This window comes from Actinomadura latina NBRC 106108, from assembly GCF_001552195.1.
GTDB classification, from domain to species: domain Bacteria; phylum Actinomycetota; class Actinomycetes; order Streptosporangiales; family Streptosporangiaceae; genus Spirillospora; species Spirillospora latina.
The window spans coordinates 25,976-46,427 of the sequence record NZ_BCQS01000046.1 but is presented as its reverse complement, the minus strand read 5'-3'; the positions used below and the strand labels follow the sequence as shown (position 1 = coordinate 46,427).

Below are 20,452 nucleotides of genomic sequence, written 5' to 3'. Positions count from 1 at the left end.
GGACGTCACCCTCATCGCACTCTGATGCCGGCGTTGTGGTCCGATGCCGGGCGTGGTCCCCGGCGCGTCAGGAGGTACGCGCGGCCCGGCGCGCCGGGTTCGATCGGCGGCCGGCCCGCGCGATCACCTGATCGTCAGACCCGGCTCGCGGACCGCCCGGCGCGCCACTCGGCGAGCAGCTCGCGCAGGCTCTCCTCGTAGCGGGCGATGTTCGCGGTCTTCACGTCCTCGTAGCCGCGGATCACGTCCGGCAGCTCCGCGATCCGCACGGCGAGGTCGTGCCGGCCCGTGTCCAGCCCGGCGGCGAGCTCGTTCACGACGGCGACGTAGCCGGCGGCGAGGCGGCGCTCGGCGCGGCGCTGCGCGGTCGCGCCGAACGGGTCGAACGGGGTGCCGCGCAGCCGCCGCATGGCGCGCAGCGCGTGGAACGCCGGGCGGGCCGTCCGGCCGAGCGCGATCTTCTTGCCGACCCCGATCGCCCGCAGCAGCGGCGGGTGCAGCATGTACCGGACGGTGGAGCCCGGCCCGAACTGCTCCTCGACGCGCCGGGTGAGCTCGGGGTCGAGGTGGAGGCGGGCGACCTCGTACTCGTCCTTGTAGGCCATCAGCTTGTGGAGGTTGCGCGCGACGGCGACCGCGAGCCGCTGCCCGTCCGCACCCGTCTCCCGCTCGGCGCGGGCGACGCGCATGACCGCGTCCAGGTAGCGCTCGGCGAGCGCGAGGTCCTGGTAGGCGGCGAGGTCGGGGACGCGGATCCGCAGCACGCGGGCCAGCTCGCCGTCCGCGCCGGCCGCCTCGACCAGGCTCGTCGCGGCGGGCGCGGTCACGTCCAGCGGCCGCGGCGCGGCCGCCGCCGCCGGGGCCGGCCCGGCCGCCCACTCCGGTTCGAGGACGAGCCGCCGCCCCGCCCGGAACGCCTGGACGTTCGCCGCCACCTGGACGCCGTTCAGCGCGAGCGCCTCCTCGACCGCCTTCGCCGACAGCGGCAGCAGCCCCGCCTGGTAGGCGGCGCCGACCACGACGAAGTTGGCCGTGGTCGTGCTCCCGAACCAGCGTTCGGCGAGCGCGAGGGCGTCCAGCGCGACCAGGCTCCCGGCCCGCGTCCGGTCGGCGATCTGCCGGACGAGCGACGCGCTCGGCGGCAGCGACGCCGCCGGGTCGGTGATCATCCGCCCGGTGGGGACCTCGCTGGTCGACACGACCGCGGCGGTCCGGCCGGGGGCGCAGCGCCGCAGGTTCGTCTCGGACGTCCCGGCGAGCGCGTCGAACACCAGGTAGGCGTCGGCGCCGCCCGCGCCGACCATGCCGGGGCGGTCCCGGTCGGCGTCCCCGATCCGCAGGTGCGACACGACCGCGCCGGCCTTCTGGCTCAGCCCGGTCTGGTCGAGCGCGCGGGCGTGCCGGCCGTCGATGAGCGCGGCGGTGGCGAGGACCTGGTTGACGGTCACGACGCCCGTGCCGCCGATGCCGACGAGCAGGACGTCCGCCGACTCGGGACGCGTCTCGGGCTCCTCCAGCTCACCGATCTCCGGCAGCGCGGGCCGCGCCTTCTTCTCGCCCGGGGTCACGGTGAGGAACGAGGGGCAGTCGCCGTCCACACACGAGTAGTCCTTGTTGCAGGACGTCTGGTTGATCTGCGTCTTGCGTCCGAACTCGGTCTCGACGGGCTCGACGCTGAGGCAGTTCGACTTCACGCCGCAGTCGCCGCAGCCCTCGCAGACCGCCTCGTTGATCAGCACGCGGGTGCGCGGGTCGGGCGCGAGGCCGCGCTTGCGCTTGCGCCGCGTCTCGGCCGCGCACGCCTGGTCGTAGAGCAGCACGGTCACGCCGGGGATGTCGCGCAGCTCCCGCTGGACGGCGTCGAGGTCGTCGCGGTGCCGGACGCGGACGCCCGGGGCCCAGTCCGTCCCGCGCGGGTAGCGGGACGGGTCGTCCGCCACCACGGTGATCTTCGCGACGCCCTCGGCGTGCAGCATCCGGGTGATCGCGGCCGGGTCGGAGCCGCCGTCGGCGTCCTGCCCGCCGGTCATCGCGACGGCCGCGTTGTAGAGGAGCTTGAACGTGATGTCGGTGCCGGCGGCGACGGCCTGCCGGACGGCGAGGCTGCCCGAGTGGAAGAACGTCCCGTCGCCGAGGTTCTGGAACATGTGCCGGGTCTCGCTGAACGGCGCCGCGCCGACCCACATCGCGCCCTCGCCGCCCATCTGCGTCGTGCCGATGCTGCGGTCCTGGAACACCGTCATCACGTGGCAGCCGATGCCGCTCGCCGCGATCGACCCGTCCGGGACGACCGTCGACCGGTTGTGCGGGCAGCCGGAGCAGAAGTACGGGGTGCGCGCGGGGCCCAGCAGGTTGATCTTGGGTTTGCGCGGGCGCAGCACGGGGTCGCGCAGGTCGACGTGCTCCTCGCCGACCTGGTCGGCGAGGAGCCGGGCGAGCGCCTTGGTGACGCGGTCGGCGTCCAGGCCCCCGTCGGCCGGGACGAGCCCGGCGCCGTCCGGCCCGTACTTCCCGTACACGGCCGGACGTTCGGCCTGGTCGTAGAGCACGTCCCGGATCTGCGTCTCGATGAACGCGCGCTTCTCCTCGACCACGACGATCTCGCGGAGCCCGGCCGCGAACTCGCGCACCCGGTCCGCGTCCAGCGGATGGATCAGCGCGAGGCGCAGCAGCCTGACCCCGCGCCGCGCGAGCGCGTCGTCGTCCAGCCCGAGCCGGTCGAGGGCCTCGCGCAGCTCAAGGTAGGTGCGGCCCGCCGCGACGAGACCGAGGGCCGCGTCCTTCGCGCCCTCGATCCGGTCGAGCCCGTTCGCCGCCGCGTAGGCCGTCGCGGCCTGCAGCCGGCCCTGCAGGACCTCGGCCTCGATGGACGTCGTGCCCTTCAGGTCGACACCGGGCTTGCGCGTCGGCTTCCACGGGCGTCCGCGCCACGCGAACTCGGGCAGCACCGGGTCGGGCACCGGCTCCGCGGCCACGGTCTCGTGCGAGTCGGCGACATCGGTCACGATCTTGAAGCCCGTCCAGGCTCCGCTGAACCGCGACATCTCGAACCCGTGCCGGCCGAGCCGGAGCACGTCGCCCACCGACGCGGGCACGAGCACCGGCATGAACGCCTCGGCGAGCGCGCCCTCCGTCGCCGACGGCAGCGTGGACGACTTCGCGGACGGGTCGTCGCCCACCACCGCGAGCACCCCGCCCCGCTCGGACGTGCCGAGCCAGTTCGCGTGCTTGAACGCGTCCAGCGACCGGTCGACGCCGGGCGCCTTGCCGTACCAGAGCCCGAAGACGCCCTCGTACCGCGGCCCCGGCAGGTGCTCGGCGAGCTGCGACCCGTAGACCGCCGTCGCCGCCAGCTCCTCGTTCACGCCGGGGACGAACCGGATGCCGCTGCCCTCCAGCAGCTCCGCGTCCCGCATCAGCTGCTGGTCGAGCCCGCCGAGCGGCGACCCCCGGTAGCCGGACACGAACCCGGCGGTCGTCCAGCCGCGCCGGGCGTCCGCCCGCCGCTGGTCGAGCAGCAGCCGGACGAGCGCGTGGACCCCGCCGATCGCGATCCGGCCGCGTTCCAGCTCCAGCCGGTCGCGGAGCGGAGAGGAGGAAACGGTAGTGCTCATGCTTGCATTGAGCCCAGTTCCTGAGCGGTGTGCAAGATGGCGGGGAGATACTTGAGCAGATTGCTCAAATCGGACCGGAGTCACTCATCGGAGCTGAGCATTGTGACGCGCACCACTCTTCTCGACCTGCAGATCCTGCGCCGCCTCGTGGAGCAGCCCCGCGTCGGCATCACCGAGCTGGCCGCCAAGCTCGGCATCGCCCGCAACACCGCGCACGCGCGCGTGGAGAGGCTCGAACGCGAGGGCGTCATCGGGCACCGCGGCCGGGAGGTCGACCTCGGCGCGATCGGCTTCGAGCTGACCGCGTTCGTCACGCTGGAAGTCGCCCAGGGGCGCCTGCGCGAGGCCGCCGTGGCGCTGTCCGCGATCCCGCGCGTCCTGGAGGTCCTCGGCATCACCGGCCAGGGCGACCTCCTCGTCCGCGCCGTCGCCCCGAACGGCAAGCAGCTGCACGAGGTCATCGACTCGATCCTCGCCTGCCCCGGCGTCCGCCGCAGCACGACGTCGATCGTCCTGACCCACCAGGTCCCCTTCCGCATAGGCCCGCTCCTGGAGGACGAGGAGAAACGCGCCCGCAAGGCCAAGGAGGGAAGGCGGGACGCGAGCGGCCCCCAGGAATGATCGTGCGCACCGAGGAAGTCGCCCGTCAGAGGGAGGCGCGGACGCCGGCGGCGATCTCCAGGTCCTCCCGGGCCTCGATCACCAGGGTGCGGACGGAGGCGCCCGGTGCGGTGATGTCGGTGTCGCCACAGGCCGCCTCGTTGCGGCCGGGGTCGACGGAGACGCCCAGGTAGCCGAGGTCCCCGGCCAGGCGCATGCGGACGGACGGGTCGTGTTCGCCGACGCCGCCCGTGAACACCAGGGCGTCCAGGCCGCCGAGGGACGCGGTCATCGCGGCGGCGCAGGCGCGGAGGCGGTGGTGGTAGACGTCGAGGGCGGCGAGGGCGTTCACGTCGCGGTCCGCGGCCAGCTCGCGGATGCGGCGCATGTCGCCGGTGCCGGTGAGGCCGCGCAGGCCGGAGTCGCGTTCCAGGGCCCGGTTGACGCCGGCGGGGTCGAGGCCGTGCGTGATCAGCCACAGCGGGATGCCGGGGTCGATGCTGCCCGCCCGGGACGCCATGACCAGCCCTTCGAGCGGGGTGAAGCCCATCGTCGTGTCGACGGAGCGGCCGTCGGCGACGGCGCAGAGGGACGCGCCGGCGCCGAGGTGGCAGATGACCGTCCGGGCCGGGTCCGTGCCGAGCACCTCGCGCGTGCGGCGGGCGGCGTAGGAGAAGGAGAGGCCGTGGAAGCCGTAGCGGCGCAGGCCGAACCGTTCGCGCCACTCCGCCGGGAGCGCGTAGGTCGCGGCGGCCGGGGGCAGCGTCGCGTGGAACGCGGTGTCGAAGCAGGCCACGGCCGGGACGCCGGGGAGCGCCGAAGTGATCTCCGCGAGGGCGTGCAGCGAGGCGGGCTGGTGCAGCGGGGCCAGGTCGGCGAGTTCGCGCAGGCGCTCGGTGACCGCGGCGTCGATGCGGACGGGCGAGGTGTAGTCGGTGCCGCCGTGGACGAAGCGGAGACCGATCGCGTCCGGTCGCGGCATGTCCGCGACCAGGCCGGTCATTTCGTGGCCCGCGCCGGACTCCTCCGCGAGGAGCGTGTCGCCGGGGTCGAGCAGGCTCACCTTCAGGCTGCTCGACCCCGGGTTGACCGTGAGGACGCGCATCAGTACGCCCCTCTCAGTACGGCCAGGTCCAGTCGCTTATCTCCGGTGAGTCCTCGCCGTGATCGCGCGTGTAGGCGCGCATCGCGAGGCGCTGGTCGGCCATCCGCTGCCGGACGTGGGCGACGCGGCCGCCGAGGGACGGGACGCGGTCGATGACGTCCATCACCAGGTGGTAGCGGTCCAGGTCGTTCAGCATGACCATGTCGAACGGCGTGGTGGTCGTCCCCTCCTCCTTGTAGCCGCGGACGTGCAGGTGCGCGTGCCCGGTGCGGCGGTAGGTGAGCCGGTGGATGAGGTACGGGTAGCCGTGGAACGCGAAGATGACGGGCTTGTCGGTGGTGAACAGGGCGTCGTACTCGCGGTCCGGCAGGCCGTGGGGGTGCTCGGAGGACGGCTGCAGCCGCATCAGGTCCACGACGTTCACGACCCGGACGCGCAGTTCCGGGAAGAGCCGCCGGAGCATGTCGACGGCGGCGAGCGTCTCCAGGGTGGGGATGTCGCCCGCGCAGGCCATCACGACGTCGGGGTCCTCGCCGCCGTCGGTGGACGCCCATTCCCAGATGCCGATGCCGCGCGTGCAGTGCGCGATCGCGGCGTCCATCGGCAGCCAGTTCAGCGCGGGCTGCTTCCCGGCGACGATCACGTTGACGTAGTCGCGGGACCGCAGCGCATGGTCGCCGACCGACAGCAGCGTGTTCGCGTCCGGCGGCAGGTACACCCGGACGATCTCCGGCTTCTTGTTCAGGACGACGTCGAGGAAGCCGGGGTCCTGGTGGGTGAAGCCGTTGTGGTCCTGCCGCCACACGTGCGACGACAGCAGGTAGTTCAGCGAGGCGATGGGCCGCCGCCACGGCAGGTGCCGGGTCACCTTCAGCCATTTCGCGTGCTGGTTGAACATGGCGTCGACGATGTGGACGAACGCCTCGTAGCTGTTGAACAGGCCGTGCCGCCCGGTGAGGAGGTAGCCCTCCAGCCAGCCCTGGCACAGGTGCTCGCTCAGCACCTCCATGACCTGGCCGGACGTCGCCTGGTGCTCGTCGGTCGGGAGGATCTCGCCCTCGAAGACGCGGTCGGTGACCTGGAACACGTCTCCGAGCCGGTTGGACGCGGTCTCGTCCGCCCCCATGATGCGGAAGTTGGACGGGTTGTCCTTCACGACGTCGCGCAGGAAGGAGCCCAGCGTCCGGGTGGGTTCGGTGAACGTCGTGCCCGGTTTGTCGACGGGCACGGCGTAGTCCCGGAAGTCGGGCAGGGCGAGCGGCTTCAGCAGCAGGCCGCCGTTGGCGTGCGGGTTGGCGCTCATCCGCCGCTCGCCCTCGGGGGCGAGGGCCAGCAGCGCCTCGGCGGGGCGCCCGTCCTCGTCGAACAGCTCGTCCGGGCGGTAGGAGCGCAGCCACTCCTCGAGCTGCGCCAGATGCGCGGGGTTGTCGCACACGCCCGAGAGCGGCACCTGGTGGGAGCGCCACGTGTTCTCGACCGGCAGCCCGTCGACCTCCTTCGGGCCCGTCCACCCCTTGGGGGACCGCAGGACGATCATGGGCCAGCGGCGCCGCTCGGACGTGCGCCCCGCGCGGGCGTCGCGCTGGATGCCGGCGATCTCGTCGAGCGCCTGGTCGAGCGCGGCGGCCATCTTCCGGTGCATGGACGCGGGCTCGTCCCCGCTCACCAGGAACGGCCGGTACCCGTAGCCGTCGAGCAGTTGGACGAGCTCCTCCTCCGGGATCCGCGCCAGCACCGTCGGGTTCGCGATCTTGTAGCCGTTGAGGTGCAGGATCGGCAGGACCGCGCCGTCCTTCACCGGGTCGAGGAACTTGTTCGAGTGCCAGCTCGCCGCGAGCGGCCCGGTCTCCGCCTCGCCGTCCCCGACGATGCAGGCGACGACCAGGCCGGGGTTGTCGAACGCGGCCCCGAACGCGTGCGCGAGCGAGTACCCCAGCTCGCCGCCCTCGTGGATGGAACCCGGCGTCTCCGGCGCCACGTGGGACGGGATGCCGCCCGGGAACGAGAACTGGCGGAACAGCCGGCCCATGCCCGCGGCGTCCCGCGACACGTGCGGGTACACCTCGCTGTAGGTGCCCTCCAGCCACGCGTTCGCGACCGCCGATGGACCGCCGTGCCCCGGCCCCATGATGTAGATCATGTCGAGATCGCGCGCTTTGATCGCCCGGTTGAGGTGCGCGTAGCAGAAGTTCAGGCCGGGCGAGGTGCCCCAGTGCCCGAGCAGCCGCGGCTTGATGTGCCCGCGCCCGAGCGGCTCGCGGAGCAGCGGGTTCGCGAGCAGGTAGATCTGCCCCACGGACAGGTAGTTGGCGGCTCTCCAGTACGCGTCGATCGCCCGTACCTCGTCGTTGGACATCACGGACTCGGCCATCGTGGATCCCCTCCGGTGTCGGTCCCGCCTCGCAGGGACCACGTCCCCGCCTCCGGCGTGATCAACCGTCACGGAGAGCCCATCACGCAAGGGATGCCGCACCAAGGGCCGAAAGTCCCCGGCGGCTCCGGTGCCGGGCGCCGAGATGCCCGGCACCGGAGGTGCCGTGTTGACAGGGCACCGGAGGCGCCGTGTCGGCAGGGTGGACGTCACCGGTTACAGAGGCGGTTCCCGGTGCGGGCTCCGCCTCGCCCCCCAGCGAACCGGTGGGAGCGTCTCCACTGGGCGTGTTGAAGCCTGCCGCCTACTCGCGCGTAAGTTCACGGGACGGGGCGTGCGGTCGGTCAGCGGTAGGACGCCTGCGGCGAGTGGTTCACGCAGAGCGACGAGCCGGGGACGGAACGCCATGAGCGCAGCATCCGGCTTGGTCCGCGAAGGCCGCGGTGTGCTAGTCAGTTCGTGACGGCTGATCAGGTAGGAGGCGGTATGGGCGGGTTCTTCACCGGACGGACGCTGGCGGACCTCGGGCAGGCGCTGCGCTCTGGGAAGGAGACGGCGCAGGGGCTGGCCGCGCGCGCCCTGGAGTCGGCCGACCCTGACCTGAACGCCTTCGTGACCCTCGACCCGGAGGGCGCCGACGCGGCCGGCCGGTGGGCGGACCGGGAGCTGGCGTCCGGCATCGACCGGGGCCCGCTGCACGGCGTCCCCGTCGCGGTGAAGGACATCGTCGACGTCGCCGGCCTGCCGACCGGCATGGGGTCCGCGCACTTCGACGGGTACGTCGCCGAGGAGGACGCGGTGTGCGTGACGATGCTCCGGAACGCCGGCGCCGTGATCGTCGGGAAGACGGGGACGCAGGAGTTCGCGTTCGGCGCGACCGGTGACGTGTCGGCGAACGGGCCGGTCCGCAACCCGCACGACCGGACGCGGATGCCGGGCGGCTCCAGCAGCGGCAGCGCTGTCGCGGTCGCCGCCGGCATGGTCCCGCTCGCGATCGGCACCGACACCGGCGGGTCGGTGCGCATCCCGTCCGCGTTCTGCGGGGTCGCCGGGTTCAAGCCCGCGCACGGCGCGATCCCGGCCGGCGGCGTGTTCCCGCTGTCGCCTTCTCTCGACCATGTGGGCGTCATCGCCGGGTCCGCCGCCGGCTGCCGGATCGCCTACCGGGCGCTGACCGGCCCGGAGGAGGCCCGCCCGTCGCCCGTCGACCCGTCGCCGGAGGACGGCGGCCGGCCGCACGGCCGCGCCGCCTGGATCGAGCCGCCCGCCGCCGACCCCGAGGTGGTGCGGACCGTCCGGGCCCTGTTCCCGGACGCGCCCGCCGAGCCGCTCAACTTCGCCGGGCTCCGGGAGGTGTTCATCGCGATCGAGTTCAGCGAGGCGTACGACGTGCACGCCGAACGGATCGCCGGCGCGCCCGGCCGGTACCAGCCGGCGACGCTCGCCCGGCTGGAGGAGTCGGGGCGCATGCCGGGGTGGCGGCTCGTCCGCGCGCTGCGCGAGCGGGAGCGGTACGCGCGGGAGGTCGCCGGGCTGCTGGACCGCTACGACTACCTGGCGATGCCGACCATGCCGATCACCGCGCCGGAACTCGGCGCGACCGAGGTCGAGTTCGGGCCGCTGACCGCGCTGCTGGTCAGCCTCACGTCGCCGTGGAACGTGCTGGGCCTGCCCGCGCTCAGCGTCCCCGCCGGAACCGTCCGCGGCCTGCCCGCCGGCGCCCAGCTCGTCACCCGGCGCGGCGCCGAGGGCCTGCTGTTCGACGCCGCCGAGCGGCTCGCCGCTCAGAGGTAGAGGCCGAAGAACTCCTCCGGGTGCTCCAGCAGCGGGGGCAGGTCGTCGGCGGTGATGGTGATCAGTTCCTGCCTCGTAGGCGATCCGGTCGGCTCGCCGCCGTGCTCGGCCCTGCCGTCCTTCTGGGCATGCTCCTGCCGGGCGCGGACGGCGGCGGACGCGACCCGGTCCGCCTGGTTGGCGACGGCGACGTCCAGCATGTTGCGCATCAGCCGGCCGTTGCCGAAGGACGGGCCGCGGGGCGCGCGGCGCAGCATCGTCGCCAGCAGCTCGTCGGTGCCGGGCGCCAGTTCGAACCCGTCCGCGGCGGCGAGCTGCCCGAACACGGTGATCAGCTCGTCGTCGGTGTAGTCGGGGAAGTGGATCTGCTTCGGGAACCGCGAGTCCAGGCCGGGGTTGGCGGCGAGGAACTCCGCCATCTCCTGCTCGTAGCCGGCGACGACCACCACGAGGTCGTCGCGGTGGTCCTCCATCAGCTTGACCAGCTCGGCGATCGCCTCGTGCCCGTAGTCGCCCTTCAGCGGCGACTGCGTCAGCGTGTACGCCTCGTCGATGAACAGCACGCCGCCGAGCGCCCGCTCGACCAGCCGGCGGGTGCGCGGCGCGGTCTGCCCGATGTACTCGCCGACCAGGTGGGCGCGGGACGCCTCCACGAGATGCCCGGACGACAGGACGCCGAGCCGCTTGTAGATGCGGCCGAGCAGCCGAGCCACCATCGTCTTGCCGGTCCCCGGGTTGCCGGTGAACACCATGTGCCGGGTCGGCGGGGTGATCCTCAGCCCGTTCTCGCTGCGCAGCCGCGCGGCGTGCGTCCCGGCGACGAGCAGCGCGATCTCGTGCTTGACGGTGTCGAGGCCGGTGAGGTCGTTCAGTTCCGCCAGCGGGTTCCCGACGGCCCGGGAGATGTCCAGCGTGTCGGGGACGTCCTGCTTGCGGACGACGAGTTCGGCGTCCGGTCCGAGCCGGGCCCGCACCGCCGCGACGAGCTGGTCGGCGAGATACGGCGCGAGCCGCGCGTTGCGGAGCGTCTGCATCGGCGGCGTCGCGGCCAGCAGCTCGCCCGCCGCCGCGACCGCCTGCCGGGTGCCGCGGGCGCCGCGCGCGGTCAGCGCGCGGCGGAACAGCTCGGCGTGCCCCTCCTCGGTGAACGGCGTCGTCCGCGCGACCCGGAACAGCTGCGGCAGGACGGGGTTGATCTCCCGGATCCGCTCCTCCCCGCCCGTGTCGCACAGCGCCACCAGGTGCAGGTCGGGGTGGACGGACAGGAGCCGGTGCAGTTCGGCGGCGAGCGCCTCCCCGTTGCCCGGGTCGGAGACGATCCCGTCCAGGCCGTCGACGACGAGCAGCCGGTCGCCGGCGCAGTCGCGGGCGTCGGCGTGCAGCCTGGCGACGGCGTCCGGCAGCCGCTGCCCGGTGTACAGGTTGTCGGTGACCCAGTGCGGGTCGCGGCCGAGCGCGAGCGCCTTCCCCAGTTCCTGCGCGGCGTCGCGCTTGCCGGTGCCGTCCGGGCCCGCCAGCAGCAGCCGGACCGGATCGCCGCCGCTCGTCAGCTCCTCCAGCGCCGCGGCCACCTCCGGCTGCCCGACCAGCGAGGTCGCGATCTCCGGGCGGGCGGCCCGGCGTCCCCCGGCCGCCCCGCCGGCCGCCCGGTCCGCCGACGGCGCCTTCCGCAGCGTCTCGGTCAGCGGGTTCACGACGACGCGCCGCGGCGCGTACAGGCGCCGCAGGTCCGTCTGGAACTGGCCGACCGGGATCCACTCCGCCTTCGGGAACCACGGGTCGCCCGGCAGCCCCTGCACGATGGCGATGAACCGCATCGCCATGTCGAGCCAGCCCCGGCACGCGTCCGCCGCCCCCGCGACCAGCGCGCGGACCAGCCACGCCCGCGTCCGCTCCTGCCACGCGCCGGCCTTGAACCCGCGGCGCTCCGCCGCGAACCGCTGCTGCAGCTCGGCGTAGCGGTCCTCGCCGAGCGCCACCGCCAGCTCCGCCGGGACGTGCTCCATGCTGCCCTGCAGGAGCAGCTGGATCAGGTGGACCTCGACGGTCTCGTCGCGCGGCGCGACGTCCGTCAGATGCTCGTAGGACGCGAGCAGCCCCGCGCACGCCCACTCCAGGTAGCCGACCGGGCCGAGCAGCTCCGGCACCGCCGCGACGATGTCGTCGCCGGCGTGCGCGTGCCAGTGCTCGCGCAGCTCCGACTTCGGCAGGCCCGTCTCGCACTCGGGCGGGTCGTCGTAGAGGCGCAGCAGCGCCTTGCGGCGCTCCTCCAGCGGCTCGATGCCCTCCAGCACCGACAGGCAGTCGCGCGCCAGCTCGATCGCCAGCCCCCGGTCGGGCGCCTCGATCAGCCAGTCCACCGGCGGCCGCCACCGGCCGCCCGGCGCGTCCCACCGCGTCATCCGGGTGCTGAGCGGCCCCGGGTTGACCAGGTGCCCGTTCAGCAGGCGCTCGGGCAGCTGCGACCACGACCCCGCCTTGATGGCGCCGCCGCCCGGCAGGAAGGCCAGCATGCCGAAGATCTCCGCGGTGACGAGCGACGCCGGCAGGGTCAGCAGCTTGTGCTCGTCGGTGGTCAGCTCCGCGGCCCGCGGATCGGCCGCCAGCCCGTCGATCCGCGCCGAGATCTCCTCGAACAGGCCGTCCGGGACGCGCCAGGGGCCGTGCGAGTAGACGTCGAGCACCGGCTCGTCGGTGAGCAGTAGCTCCAGATGGTCTGGCAGCCGCAAAGAACACTCCCCAGGAAGTCAAAACCGGGGTACAGCCTATGTAGTGCGGAGAGTGCCGGTGGAGCTCTCACGCGGATCCGTGGTATTGAATGTGACACGTTTTCGTATTCGAGCGCCGTCGCGTTCATGAGCGACCGAGCGACTCGACCGCCAGCCGGGCCGCGGTGCCGATGACGGCGTCGGCCTGCGGCAGCACCGCCGTGGAGAGCGGCGACCGGGTGCGAGGATGTCACGGGCCTCGTCCAGCAGCAGCCGGCCGGGCGCGGTCAGTTCCACCTTCCGGCTGGTGCGGTCGAACAGCCGCACGCCGAGCTCCCGCTCCAGCCGCTGGATCCGCTGGCTGAGCGGCGGCTGGGCCATGCCGAGCCGCTCCGCCGCGTGCCCGAAGTGCAGCTCTTCGGCCACCATGACGAAGCACCGCAGATGCCCGACCAGGTCCACGACCAGCGAGGATATCAATACGGATATCTTTGCGACATTGATATCAATCTTGGACTTTCCGGACGGCGCCTGATGTTCTTGTGCCTCCATGTCAGGGGGAAGGGAGATCGACGATGCGCCGATCCCGTGTGCTGGCCGTCGCCGCGATCGCGGTGGCGGTGCTCGTCGTGGGAGCGGGGACGGTGTGGTTCCTGCGCGACGGAGAAGACCCGGAGGACGCAGCGAAGCGCTTCCTCGCGGCCTGGAGCGGCGGTGACCTCGCCGCGATGAAGGCGCTGACCGACCGCCCGCCCGCCGACTTCGAGAAGCGGCTCACCGGCATGCGGGACGAGCTGGGCGTCACCGCTCAGCGCTACACCGTCGCGTCCGTGGGGAAGGCCGACGGCGGCCGGGCCGGCGGCTCCTACACCGCCGAGCTGACCCTCGCCGGCGACCGCAGCTGGACGTACGAGGGGTCGCTGCCGCTCGTCGAGCGGGACGGCGAGTGGCTCGTCCGCTGGTCGCCGCAGGTGATCTTCCCGACGCTCGCCGAGGGGCAGCGGCTGCGCGCCGCCCGCGCCTGGCCCGGCCGCGCCGCCGTCCTCGCGGCGGACGGCAGCGACCTGAGCGGCTCCCCGTCCGGGTCCGCCCGGCAGCTCGCCGGCCCGCTCGGCGCGGCGTCCGCGGACGCCGCGAAGAAGCTCGGCGCCCCCTACCGCAAGGGCGACCCGGTCGGCGCGGACGGCCTGCAGAAGCAGTACGAGCGCCGCCTCGCCGGCACGCCCGCCCTCACCGTCCAGATCGTGGACGCCGGGAACAAGCCGGTGAAGACGCTCAAGCGGTTCGGCGACATCGACGGCCGGCCGCTGAAGACCACGATCGACCCGAAGGCCCAGGCCGCCGCCGGCAAGGCCCTCGGCGACGCGGAGAAGCCCGCGTCGATGGTGGCGCTGCGCCCGTCCACCGGCGAGATCCTCGCCGTCGCGAACAAGCCCGGCGGCTACAACCGGGCGCTGATGGGCCAGTACCCGCCCGGCTCCACGTTCAAGGTCGTTACCGCCGCCGCCCTCGTCGCGGGCGGCGTGTCCCCGTCCACCAGGGTCGGCTGCCCCGCCACCACCAACGTCGGCGGCCGGTCGTTCCACAACTACCAGCACGAGGACTTCGGGACGATCCCGTTCCGCGAGGCGTTCGCGCACTCCTGCAACACCACCTTCGCGCGCCTCGCCGTGGACAAGCTGGGCGAGAAGCGCCTCGCGCAGGTCGCGTCCCAGTTCGGGTTCAACGTCCCGATCATCGCCGGGCTCCCCGCCGTCCGGGCGGCGTTCCCCGGCAACCGGGACGACACCGCGTTCGCGTCCGCGTCCTTCGGCCAGGGCCAGGTGCTGACCAGCCCCCTCAACATGGCGAGCGTCGCCGCCGCCGCGGCCGACGGGACCTGGCGGTCGCCCCGCCTCGTCGACGCGGCCCTCGCGGGCCGGGCCGCCGACGCCGGCGGCCGCGAGCCCGCGCCCCCGAAGAAGCTGGAACCCGCCGTCGAGAAGGCCCTGCACGCCCTGATGCCCGCCGTCGTCAGCGAGGGCACCGCGTCCGGCGTCGGATTCCCGCCCGGCACGGCCGGCAAGACCGGCACCGCCGAGTTCGGCTCGGGCAAGAACCCGCCCACCCACGCCTGGTTCATCGGCTACCGCAAGGACATCGCCTTCGCCGTGATCGTCGAGGGCGGCGGCACCGGCGCCGAGGCCGCCGCCCCCATCGCCGCGAAGTTCCTGAAGTCGCTGAATCGATGACGTCACCGTCGCCGGCCGGGCTGGGGTAGGCGATCGCGTCCGCGCCGATGCGCGGCTCACAGCCAGTCGCGGACCTTGAAGATCACATAGAGGGTGGTGCTGCAGAGGACGATGATGATCACGCTGGCGATGAATCCGTCGTGCCGCGAGAAGCCCGGGTAGGGGACGTTCATCCCGTAGAACCCGGTGACGGCGGTCGGCACCGCGATGATCGCCGCCCAGCTGGTGACCTTCTTCATCACCTCGTTCATCCGGTTGCTCTGCAGCGCCAGCCGCGTGTCGAGGAGGTCGGCGACGAGGTCGCGCAGTGCGTCCGTCCACTCGCCGATGCGCAGCGTGTGGTCGTAGACGTCCTGGAAGTAGGGGACCAGCGGCGGCGGGACGAGCCCCACGTCGCGGCGGAGCAGGGTGTTCAGCACTTCCCGCATCGGCAGCGCGACCCGCCGCAGCTTGGCCAGGTCCTTGCGCAGCCGGTAGCTGCGGTGCTGGATCTCCTTCACCGGGAACTCGTCGCCGAAGACCAGGTCCTCGACCTCGTCGGCCTCGTCGTCGAGCGCCTGGACGGCCGCGAGTTGCAGGTCGACGACGAGGTCGAGCATGCCGTGCACGAGGAACGCGGTGGTGGGCTTGTCGTAACCCGGGTCCGCGCTCTGGTCCCAGCGATCGATGAGGGCGTCCGCGTCGAAGCCGTGCTCCTGCCGGACGGTGACCAGCACGCGCTCCGCGATGAAGGCCGACAGCTCGTGCATGACCATGGCGCCGCCGTCCACATGCGGGATGTAGACGTTGAGGAACGCGTACCCGTGGTACCGGTCGAGCTTCGTCCGCTCGTGCCGGGACACCGCGTCCTCCACGGCGACCGGGTCGAGGCCGAGTTCGTCGCTGATGATGCGCAGGTCCTCGTGGTGCGGCGCGCACAGGTCGACCCACACGACGACGTCGGGGCGCTCCAGGTAGTCGCTCACCTCCGCGACGGGGAAGTCCTCGGCCTCGACGCTGCCGCCGCGCCATGCCCGGGTCCTCGGGGGCGGCGTGCCGGGCGGATCGGATCCCATGCGCCCTCCTATACCCGGCCGGTGGAGTCGCGGACGACGAGTTCCCCCGGCAGGACGCGCGGGGCGGGCCGGCCGCCGGCGAGCAGTTCCAGCAGGGCGGTCATGCCCTGCGCGCCCAGCTCCTCGGCGGGCAGCCGGACGGTCGTCAGCTCCGGCTCCAGCGCGGTGGCGAGCAGCACGTCGTCGAACCCGGTGACCGACAAGTCGGACGGGACGTCGAGGCCGAGCGCCCGCGCCGCCTTGTAGGCGCCCGCGGCGATCAGGTCGTCGTCGCAGACCAGCGCGGTCGGCGGCGCGGGGCCCGACAGCAGCCGCAACGCGGCGTCCTTCGCCGACGAGACGTCGATCGCGCAGGTGCCGCGGGTCAGCACGCCGCCGGGGAGCGCCGCGACGGTGGCGGCGAGGGCCTCGGCGCGGGCGCGGAACGTCCACTGGTCGACGGCGGCGGCCACGTGCCCGAACCGGCGGTGGCCGAGTCCGGCCAGGTGCCCGGCGATCGCCCGCATCCCCTCGGCGACGCCGAAGTCGACCGTGGGCACGCCGCCGCCGGGGCCGCTGTCGAGCATCACGGCGGGCGTCTCCCGGAGGCGGCCGAGCGCGTCCACGGCCATCGAGGACGCGAGGATCCCGTCGATCGCCTCGTCCGAGCCGAACGGGCCGCCGGCGGGTCCCTCCGCCTCGTCCGGCCAGGTGGAGACGACCACGCCGAAGCCGTGCCGGGCCGCGACCCGCGCCGCGCCCGTGTAGACGGGGCCGAAGAACGGCGCGGTCAGGGTCGGGACCATCAGCAGGACGGTCCGGGTGGTGCCGAGCCGCAGGTTGCGGGCCGCCTGGTTGGGCCGGTAGCCGAGCCGCTCGGCGGCGTCCCGGACGCTGCGCGCGGTCGCGGGGGAGACGCGCCCGGTCCACTTCCCGCCCAGCACGAGGGAGACCGTGGACTGCGAGACCCCCGCCTCGTGGGCCACGTCCTTGCTGGTGGGACGGCTGATCGCCGGCACCCGCACCTCCCTGGGCGAACATTGGGACGAAAACAGACTAGAGCGGAGGCCCCCGGAAGTGGTACGTATGACGGGTCGGTAATACGTATGACGGGGATCTTCGGGGGACCATCGATGCGCGGCTACGTCGTCTTCCTGCGGAGGCCGCACGCGGCACGGCTGCTCGGCGGCACCCTGCTCGGCCGGCTGCCCAACGGGATGGGCATGCTCGCCGTCGTCCTGCACGTCCGCGCCGACGACGGCGGCTACCCGCTCGCCGGGACGCTCGCCGCGGTCTTCGGCCTCGCGACCGCCGCCGGGCAGCCCGCCCTCGGCCGCGTCATGGACCGCTACGGCCAGCCGCCCGTCCTGCTGCCCGCCGCCTGCGCCGCCGCCGCGGGCTTCGCGCTCCTCGCCGCCGTGGGCGCCCACCCGCTGCCGGTGGCCGTCGCCGCCGTGGTCCTCGCCGGGTTCGCCACCCCGCCGCTGGAGGCCGGGCTGCGCGCGCTCTGGCCGGACGTCCTGGACGGCCAGGAGCAGGTCGACGCCGCCTACGCGCTCGACGCCGCCGCCCAGGAGATCCTCTTCACCGCCGGGCCGCTGCTCGTCGTCGCGGCGGCGGTGCTGAGCACCGAGGCGGCGCTGCTGCTCACCGGCGCGCTCGGCGTCGCCGGGACGCTGGTCGTCGCGCTGTCCGGGCCGTCCCGCCGGTGGCGGAGCGAGCCGCGCGCCGCCGACTGGGCCGGGCCGCTGCGCTCCCCGGGCCTGCGGGTGCTGCTGGTCTCGCTCGCCTGCGCCGGGATCGCGCTCGGCGTCTACGCCGTCGCCGTCGTCGCCTACGCCGAAGAGCAGGGCAGCGACCTCGCGTCCGGGCTGCTGCTGGCGTGCATGGCGGGCGGCGCCCTCGCCGGCGGGATCGGCTACGGCGCCCGGCCGTGGGCGGGCGAGCCGCACCGCCGGCTGCGCTGGCTGCTGGCCGCGCTCGCCGCCGGGTACGTCCCGCTCGTCCTCGCGCCCGGCCTGCCCGTCATGTCGGTGCTGGCGTTCGTGTCCGGCGTGTCCCTCGCCCCGGTGCTGGCGTGCAGCTTCTCGCTCGTCGACCGGCTCGCGCCCGCCGGCACCGTCACCGAGGCGTTCGCGTGGGTCGTCGCGGCGATCGGCGCGGGCGGGTCGCTCGGCTCGTTCGCCGCCGGCGTCGGGCAGGACGCGGCGGGCGTCCCCGGGGCGTTCGCCGGCGCCGGCGTGGGCGGCGTCCTCGCCCTGGGCCTCTGCCTGCTCGGCGGCCGGACGCTCCGCCCCGCCCCGCGCGCCGCGACCGCCGAGGCGGCGGCCTAGCCGCGTATCAGACCCAGGACTGGAACCAGATCCGCTCGTTCCATTCGTTGTACGGGATCGTCTGCGCCGACAAGATCGGGTGGAAGTACGCGAAGTTCGCCAGCACCACCAGGAGGAACGCGCCCGCGGCCGCGGCGCCGATCAGCCGGCGCATGCCCGCCCCCTGGACCGGCACCGGCGGTGTGTGCGCTCCGCCGTCCCCCGGGGGCTCGCCGGGCAGCGCATAGGTCTCGTCGAGGCCCTTCTCCCCGAGCGGCGCCGCGTGCGCGCCCGCCATCCCGGCGGGCGCCGGACCTATCAGGTACCCGAGGACGAGCACGACCGCCAGCACCATGAACGGGATCAGCGGCGTCGCGTAGAACAGGAACATCGTCCGGTCCGCGAACGCCGACGGGAACCAGGTCGCCCAGCCCGCGAGGAAGCCCAGCAGGATCGCGCCCGCCCGCCAGTCCCGCAGCATCAGCCACAGGTACGCGACGATGATCAGCGCGACGAGGGCGCCCCACCACAGCGCGGGCGTGCCGATGCCGAGGATCTCCCGCGAGCAGCGCGCCGCGCCGCCGCAGCCGCCCTTCGGCTCGGTGTAGAAGAACGCGACGGGACGGCGCAGGATCGGCCAGCCCCACGGCCACGACTGGTACGGGTGCTTCGAGTGCAGCCCGGTGTGGAAGCCGAGCATCTGCGCGTGGTAGTCCCACAGCTTCGGCATGGCCTCGACCGGCCGCCACAGCAGATGGCCGGACACCGTGCCGCGCCCCCAGCCGCCCGGCTTGAAGATCCACCCCCACCAGGTCGCCAGGTAGGTCACCAGCCCCACCACGACCAGCTGGACGAACGCGGGGACCGCCTCCAGCAGCATCGTCCCGGCGAAGGGGGCCCGCACCCCGGCCGCGCGGCGGGCGCCGTAGTCCCACAGGACGACCATCAGCCCGAACGCGGCGACGTAGAAGATCCCCGTCCACTTGGTGGCGCAGGCCAGCCCGAGGCAGACCCCGGCCGCCCACCGCCAGCCGTGCGCGAGGAACGGCCCGTAGATCGAGCGGTCCCCGCGCTCGATCCTCTCGGCGAGGACGCGGCGGGACCGGCACCGGTCGTTCACCAGGCACGCGAACCCGGCGAGGACCCAGAACATCACGAAGACGTCCAGCAGCGCGGCCCGGCTGGTCACGAACGCCAGCCCGTCCACCGCGAGCAGCAGCCCGGCGGCGCAGCCGAGCAGCGTCGACCCGGTCATCCGGCGGGCGACCCGGCACAGGATCAGCACCGACAGCGTCCCGGCCAACGCGGGCACGAACCGCCAGCCGAACGGCGTCGCGCCGAACAGCCACTCGCCGACCGCGATCATCCATTTGCCGAACGGCGGATGCGCGACGAACGCCGGCCCGTTCGCCCAGATGTGCGCGTCCGGATCGGCGATCAGCAGCTTGTCGGCGTTCTCGACGGTGTTGTGCTCCCAGCCGAACTTCAGCAGGGCGAGCGCGTCCTTGGCGTAGTACGTCTCGTCGAAGACCACCGCCTTCGGCGACCCGAGCCGGTCGAACCGCAGGTACCCGGCGAGCACCGTGACCAGCAGCGGGCCCAGCCAGGACAGCAGCGCACCGCCCGGAATCGCGGGTGCGAGCCACTCCCGCAGCGAGGGCGGCCGGCGGCGGGACGCGACGGCTGGGGCGGGGACCAGGTCGGTCGTCATCCTGTCATCGTACGGGCGCGGCCGCCCCCTGGGAGAATGGGCGCGTGACAGGGACTCTGGTGCTTGCGGCGGCGCCGATCGGACGGGCCGGGGACGCGTCGGCGCGGCTGCGGGAGGCACTGGCGGACGCGCCGGTGATCGCGGCCGAGGACACCCGGCGGCTGCGCCGGCTGGCGAGCGACCTCGGCGTGGAGCTGGCCGCGAAGGTCGTGGCGTACAACGACCTGAACGAGCGGACGCGGGCCGCCGGACTGGTGGCGGAGCTGCTGGCCGGGCGGGACGTGCTGGTCATCACCGACGCGGGCATGCCCGGGGTGTCCGATCCCGGGTACCGGCTGGTGCGCGCCGCCGTCGCCGAGGGGGTGCCGGTCTCGGTGCTGCCGGGGCCGTCCGCCGTCACGACCGCGCTGGTGGTGTCGGGGCTGCCCACCGACCGGTTCTGCTTCGAGGGCTTCGCGCCGCGCAAGCCGGGGGAGCGGGCCCGCCGGTTCGGCGCGCTGGCCGACGAGCCCCGCACGATGGTGTTCTTCGAGTCGCCGCGCCGGCTGGGCGCCACCCTCGCGGCGATGGCGGACGCGTTCGGCGCCGGCCGCCCGGCCGCGGTCTGCCGCGAGCTGACCAAGACCTACGAGGAGGTCCGGCGGGGGACGCTCGGCGAGCTGGCCGCGTGGGCGGAGGGCCCGGTGCTCGGCGAGATCACGCTGGTCGTCGGGGGCGCGCCGGAGCGGGCCGGGCTGACCGAACCGGCCGACCTGGCCGCCGCCGTCGCCGTCCGCGAGGAGGCCGGGACGCCTCGCAAGGAGGCGATCTCCGAGGTCGCCAGGGAGAACGGCGCGCCGAAGCGCGTGGTTTACGACGCCGTTGTCAAGGCCAGGAAATAGTCACCGGCATGGGACCGGTCCAACCAGTTCTTTCCGGGAATAACTCCGATCGGTGGCCGGCCAACGGGGGCACTATGGGCCTGGCGGGGTC

The 20,452-nt window shown here is 73.8% G+C and carries 13 protein-coding genes; 5 read left to right on the top strand and 8 right to left on the bottom strand.

The window, feature by feature from the left end:
• Positions 1-134: 134 nt before the first annotated feature.
• Positions 135-3,614 carry an indolepyruvate ferredoxin oxidoreductase family protein gene (locus AL2_RS34810; protein WP_067641371.1) on the bottom strand — a complete coding sequence of 1,160 codons (3,480 nt, stop codon included), beginning with the start codon at positions 3,612-3,614 and terminating at the stop codon, positions 135-137.
• A 102-nt stretch (positions 3,615-3,716) separates the two neighbouring features.
• On the opposite strand from AL2_RS34810, the gene AL2_RS34805 reads away from it, so the two are divergent.
• On the top strand, positions 3,717-4,235 hold the full coding sequence (locus AL2_RS34805; RefSeq protein ID WP_245667121.1) for an Lrp/AsnC family transcriptional regulator: 519 nt from the start codon (positions 3,717-3,719) through the stop codon (positions 4,233-4,235).
• A 25-nt stretch (positions 4,236-4,260) separates the two neighbouring features.
• Here AL2_RS34805 and AL2_RS34800 read toward each other — a convergent pair whose 3' ends face one another.
• Positions 4,261-5,319, bottom strand: a complete 1,059-nt coding sequence (locus tag AL2_RS34800; protein ID WP_067641370.1) for an acetate/propionate family kinase — start codon at positions 5,317-5,319, stop codon at positions 4,261-4,263.
• Positions 5,320-5,332: 13 nt separating this feature from the next.
• On the bottom strand, positions 5,333-7,690 hold the full coding sequence (locus tag AL2_RS34795) for a phosphoketolase family protein (protein ID WP_067641368.1): 2,358 nt from the start codon (positions 7,688-7,690) through the stop codon (positions 5,333-5,335).
• A 486-nt stretch (positions 7,691-8,176) separates the two neighbouring features.
• On the opposite strand from AL2_RS34795, the gene AL2_RS34790 reads away from it, so the two are divergent.
• On the top strand, positions 8,177-9,484 hold the full coding sequence (locus tag AL2_RS34790) for an amidase (RefSeq protein ID WP_067641366.1): 1,308 nt from the start codon (positions 8,177-8,179) through the stop codon (positions 9,482-9,484).
• Here AL2_RS34790 and AL2_RS34785 read toward each other — a convergent pair.
• Positions 9,475-12,213 carry an AAA family ATPase gene (locus tag AL2_RS34785; protein ID WP_157438562.1) on the bottom strand — a complete coding sequence of 913 codons (2,739 nt, stop codon included), beginning with the start codon at positions 12,211-12,213 and terminating at the stop codon, positions 9,475-9,477. The genes AL2_RS34790 and AL2_RS34785 overlap by 10 nt on opposite strands.
• A 36-nt stretch (positions 12,214-12,249) precedes the next feature.
• Positions 12,250-12,744, bottom strand: coding sequence for a LysR family transcriptional regulator (locus AL2_RS40290; RefSeq protein ID WP_376741346.1), 495 nt, complete (start codon positions 12,742-12,744; stop codon positions 12,250-12,252).
• A gap of 23 nt (positions 12,745-12,767) precedes the next feature.
• Between AL2_RS40290 and AL2_RS34775 the strand changes: the two genes are divergently transcribed.
• Entirely contained in the window at positions 12,768-14,423 is a 1,656-nt protein-coding gene (locus AL2_RS34775; RefSeq protein ID WP_067641360.1) for a penicillin-binding transpeptidase domain-containing protein, read from the top strand.
• 56 nt (positions 14,424-14,479) lie between these two features.
• Here AL2_RS34775 and AL2_RS34770 read toward each other — a convergent pair whose 3' ends face one another.
• Positions 14,480-15,478, bottom strand: a complete 999-nt coding sequence (locus AL2_RS34770) for a magnesium transporter CorA family protein (protein ID WP_067641358.1) — start codon at positions 15,476-15,478, stop codon at positions 14,480-14,482.
• Positions 15,479-15,486: 8 nt separating this feature from the next.
• Positions 15,487-16,476, bottom strand: a complete 990-nt coding sequence (locus tag AL2_RS34765) for a LacI family DNA-binding transcriptional regulator (protein WP_067641356.1) — start codon at positions 16,474-16,476, stop codon at positions 15,487-15,489.
• 114 nt (positions 16,477-16,590) lie between these two features.
• Here AL2_RS34765 and AL2_RS34760 point away from each other — a divergent pair, with 114 nt between their 5' ends.
• Positions 16,591-17,790, top strand: coding sequence for an MFS transporter (locus tag AL2_RS34760; protein ID WP_067641354.1), 1,200 nt, complete (start codon positions 16,591-16,593; stop codon positions 17,788-17,790).
• 7 nt (positions 17,791-17,797) lie between these two features.
• Here the strand turns inward: AL2_RS34760 and AL2_RS34755 are convergent, their stop codons facing one another.
• Complete coding sequence (locus tag AL2_RS34755; RefSeq protein ID WP_067641352.1) at positions 17,798-19,480, bottom strand: dolichyl-phosphate-mannose--protein mannosyltransferase; 1,683 nt, start codon at positions 19,478-19,480, stop codon at positions 17,798-17,800.
• A 44-nt stretch (positions 19,481-19,524) separates the two neighbouring features.
• Here AL2_RS34755 and rsmI point away from each other — a divergent pair, with 44 nt between their 5' ends.
• Positions 19,525-20,361 carry a 16S rRNA (cytidine(1402)-2'-O)-methyltransferase gene (gene rsmI, locus AL2_RS34750; RefSeq protein ID WP_245667120.1) on the top strand — a complete coding sequence of 279 codons (837 nt, stop codon included), beginning with the start codon at positions 19,525-19,527 and terminating at the stop codon, positions 20,359-20,361.
• Positions 20,362-20,452: the final 91 nt, after the last annotated feature.

Bases quoted from the DNA above. Each gene is read 5' to 3' on its own strand.
- AL2_RS34810 (WP_067641371.1), bottom strand. From the start codon at position 3,614: ATGAGCACTACCGTTTCCTCCTCTCCGCTCCGCGACCGGCTGGAGCTG.
- AL2_RS34800 (WP_067641370.1), bottom strand. From the start codon at position 5,319: ATGCGCGTCCTCACGGTCAACCCGGGGTCGAGCAGCCTGAAGGTGAGC.
- AL2_RS34770 (WP_067641358.1), bottom strand. From the start codon at position 15,478: ATGGGATCCGATCCGCCCGGCACGCCGCCCCCGAGGACCCGGGCATGG.
- AL2_RS34795 (WP_067641368.1), bottom strand. From the start codon at position 7,690: ATGGCCGAGTCCGTGATGTCCAACGACGAGGTACGGGCGATCGACGCG.
- AL2_RS40290 (WP_376741346.1), bottom strand. From the start codon at position 12,744: ATGGAGGCACAAGAACATCAGGCGCCGTCCGGAAAGTCCAAGATTGAT.
- AL2_RS34760 (WP_067641354.1), top strand. From the start codon at position 16,591: ATGCGCGGCTACGTCGTCTTCCTGCGGAGGCCGCACGCGGCACGGCTG.
- AL2_RS34790 (WP_067641366.1), top strand. From the start codon at position 8,177: ATGGGCGGGTTCTTCACCGGACGGACGCTGGCGGACCTCGGGCAGGCG.
- AL2_RS34775 (WP_067641360.1), top strand. From the start codon at position 12,768: ATGCGCCGATCCCGTGTGCTGGCCGTCGCCGCGATCGCGGTGGCGGTG.
- AL2_RS34755 (WP_067641352.1), bottom strand. From the start codon at position 19,480: ATGACGACCGACCTGGTCCCCGCCCCAGCCGTCGCGTCCCGCCGCCGG.